3 protein-coding genes and 1 pseudogene are annotated in these 2,955 nt (G+C 75.6%); 1 reads left to right on the forward strand and 3 read right to left on the reverse strand.

The window, feature by feature from the left end:
* Nucleotides 1–102: 102 nt before the first annotated feature.
* The 3 genes and pseudogenes from ACFV0G_RS36890 to ACFV0G_RS36900 all read right to left on the reverse strand — a co-directional run.
* Nucleotides 103–660, reverse strand: a pseudogene (locus tag ACFV0G_RS36890) (molybdenum cofactor guanylyltransferase); the annotation flags it as partial.
* A 45-nt stretch (nt 661–705) separates the two neighbouring features.
* Nucleotides 706–1,647 carry an MBL fold metallo-hydrolase gene (locus tag ACFV0G_RS36895; protein ID WP_380557404.1) on the reverse strand — a complete coding sequence of 314 codons (942 nt, stop codon included), beginning with the start codon at nt 1,645–1,647 and terminating at the stop codon, nt 706–708.
* Between the two features lie 137 nt (nt 1,648–1,784).
* A complete protein-coding gene (locus ACFV0G_RS36900) occupies nt 1,785–2,432 on the reverse strand; it encodes an FMN-dependent NADH-azoreductase (protein WP_380557407.1) in 648 nt (215 codons plus the stop codon).
* A 105-nt stretch (nt 2,433–2,537) separates the two neighbouring features.
* Between ACFV0G_RS36900 and ACFV0G_RS36905 the strand changes: the two genes are divergently transcribed.
* A complete protein-coding gene (locus ACFV0G_RS36905) occupies nt 2,538–2,894 on the forward strand; it encodes a winged helix-turn-helix transcriptional regulator (protein ID WP_380557410.1) in 357 nt (118 codons plus the stop codon).
* Nucleotides 2,895–2,955: the final 61 nt, after the last annotated feature.

Consider the following 2,955-nt stretch of genomic DNA (forward strand, 5'->3'; position numbering starts at 1 on the left):
GCGCGCGCGGGGGCTCACAAACCCCCCCCGCCCGCGCGGGGGCGGGGGCCCCCCCGCCGGCGGGCGGGCTCAGCGGGCGGGCCCCGCGGCCGCTTCGCGGTCCCGGGCCAGGGCCAGCTCCTCCCAGGTGTCGCAGTCGTACGCGGCGCCGTCCGGGTCGGCCAGCCGGGTGGTGCGCAGCGGGCCGGTGAGCCGGCGCAGCGGGAGCCCGGCCGGGTCGCCGAGGGCGGCGAGCGAGGCCCGCAGGGCGGCGGTGCGGTAGGCGGCGGCGAGCGGCTGGTCCCGGCCGGCCGCGTCGACCAGGACGGCGGCCTCGGTCGCCGGGTCGTCGAGGGCGGCGACCAGCCGGCCGACCGTGCGGGCGTCCAGGAAGGGCAGGTCGGCGGCGAGCAGCAGCACCCGCTCGGCGGTGACCCGGGCGAGCCCGGCGGAAACGGCGGCGACCGGGCCGCCGCCGGGCGGCTCCTCGCGGGTCCACCGGACACCGGCCGCGGCAGTGCCGCGGGTGGGGCCGACGACCACGGTGGTGCCGGCCCCGGCGGCGGCGGCCAGCACCCGGTCGAGCAGGCTGCGCCCGCCGACCTGAAGACCGGGCTTGTCGGCGCCGCCGAGCCGGCTGGCCGCACCTCCAGCGGGGACGATCACGTCGTAGGCGGTCATGCCGCCAGTATCCGCCGGGCGTGCCCCGGCGGGTGGGCGTCCGGGCTACTCGTCGTCGTCGACGATCTCCGCGTCCACGATCCCGTCGCCGTCGGGCTCCGCCGGCGGGGCGGGTTCGACGGCCGTGCCGGGGCGGGTGTTGGCGGCGGCGCCGAGGTCGAGGATGACCGGCAGGGTGAGCGCGCCGTACCGCTCGTTCATGGCGGCGGCGAGGCCCTCGGCGTCGTGCGGGTGGGCGGCGAGCGCCCGGTCGAAGTCCTGGAGGTACTCGCCGGTGAACGCGAGCACCCGCAGCGCGTCGTCGTCGGCTCCGGGGGCGCGGTGCCCGGCGATGACCCGGTCGACGCCGAGGTCGGCGATCCGGGCGAGGTTGTGCGCCCAGTCGATGCGCCGGTAGGCGTCGGTGTCGGCGGTCCAGACGTGCGTGCCGTTGTAGACGAAGTCGCCGGCCAGCACGGTGCGGATGGCCGGGATGTGCACGATCGTGGAGTCCTCGCAGTCGCCCTGGCCGAGCGGCAGCACCCGGATCAGCTGCTGGTCGATCATCAGCGGCTGGGGCAGCAGCGGGGCGGGGAGCAGCGGCTGGTCGGGGATGTCCGCGCCGTAGACCGGCTTCCACTCGGCGACCTTGTCCGCGGCGGTGCGGGCGATGCCGTCGACCACGGCCGGGGCGGCGAGCAGCTGAGCCTCCGGGAAGAGCCGGAGCACCTCCTCGGCGCCGAAGTAGTGGTCCGGGTGGCGGTGGGTGATGACGACCGCCAGCAGCCGGCGGCCCTTCCCGGCGATCCACTCGGCGAGTTCGCGGCCGGCGCTGCGGGTGAGCTGGGCGTCGACCAGGATCGCGGCCGTCTCGCCCATGATCAGGACGGAGGTGGCGAAGAACGCGGTCTCCGGGCCGGTAAAGACGTCGATCTCCAGCGGCCGGGGCGCCGGGTGCCCGGGCCCGTGGCCCGCGCGGTGGGGCCCGTCGGGCGGGGTGGGCGTCACGTCGGCTCCCTGGTCGGCGCGGCGGCCCGGGGACGGACCGCTCGTTCGTACCAGCTTGGAAGGTCCGGGGGCCGATCGCCGGTCAGACACGCCCGGGCGGGTGGCCGCGACCACCGGCCCGGGCGCGCCCGGGTGCGTCAGGCGGCGGTGCGGGCGCTGACCGCCTTGGCCTTGGCGGCGGCGTCCTCGTGGGCCTTGGCCTTGGAGGCGTCGGCCGCGTCGATGAAGTCGGCGAGCGCGGGGTTGACCCGGGCCAGGGTGAACTCGGGCACCACGAAGTCGACCTCGAGGCCGAGCATGCCGGTCAGCACCTTCTCCAGGTAGGTGGTGACGAACTCGAAGCTCTCGCGCGGGCTGCCCGGCCCGTACGAGCCGCCGCGGGACGAGACCACGGTGACCGGGGTGCCGGCCGCCGAGGGCTGCTCGCCGGCGGTGCGGCCGATCAGGATCACCTGGTCGAGCCACGCCTTGAGGGTGGAGGGGATCGTGAAGTTGTACATCGGGGTGCCGATCACCACGGCGTCGGCCTGCTCCAGCTCGGCGATGAGCTCCTCGCGCACTGCGAACGCGGCCTGCTGCTCGGGGCTGCGGTGCTCGGCGGGGACGAAGCCCGCGACGATGCCGGCCGCCTCCAGGTGCGGGACGGGGTCGGCGGCGAGGTCGCGGTGGATCACGGTGCCGCCGGGGTTCTGGGCCTCCCACTCGGCGCGGAAGGTCGCGGCGACCTCGCGGGAGACGGAGCCCTCGGTGAGCGCGGACGAGTCGATGTGCAGCAGCGTGGGCATAACATGCCTCCCTTTCGGTAGTGACTGCAACTTGGTGCGCAGCTGTCATTACCGTAGCAGCTTACTTTTTATTAGTCACTAGCGCAGGGGCAGTACCCTGGAGCCATGGCGCAGGAAACAGCACCGACCCAGCCGGCCTGTACCGGGGTGGACCACACCATCACCCGGGTCTTCGCGCTGCTCGGAAAGCGCTGGACCGGTCTGGTCGTCGCCGTCCTCGGGAGCGGCCCGGGCCACTTCGCCGAGGTCCGCCGCGCCATCCCGGGCATCAGCGAGCGGATGCTCTCCGACCGGCTCACCGAGCTCGCCGAGGCCGGCCTGGTGCTCCGCGAGGTCGACGAGGGGCCGCCGCTGCGCGTGCGCTACCGGCTCACCGAGTCCGGCGCCGCGCTCGGCCCCGCCATGGCCGAACTGCGCAGCTGGGCCGAGCGCTACCTGCCGCCGCCCGGCACCTCCTGCTGAGCGCAGCCCCGGAACGACGAAGCGCCCCGCCGCTCACCGGGATTGACGGACGGTCAATCCC

The sequence above is a fragment of the Kitasatospora sp. NPDC059571 genome, from assembly GCF_042735675.1.
Taxonomy (GTDB): domain Bacteria; phylum Actinomycetota; class Actinomycetes; order Streptomycetales; family Streptomycetaceae; genus Kitasatospora.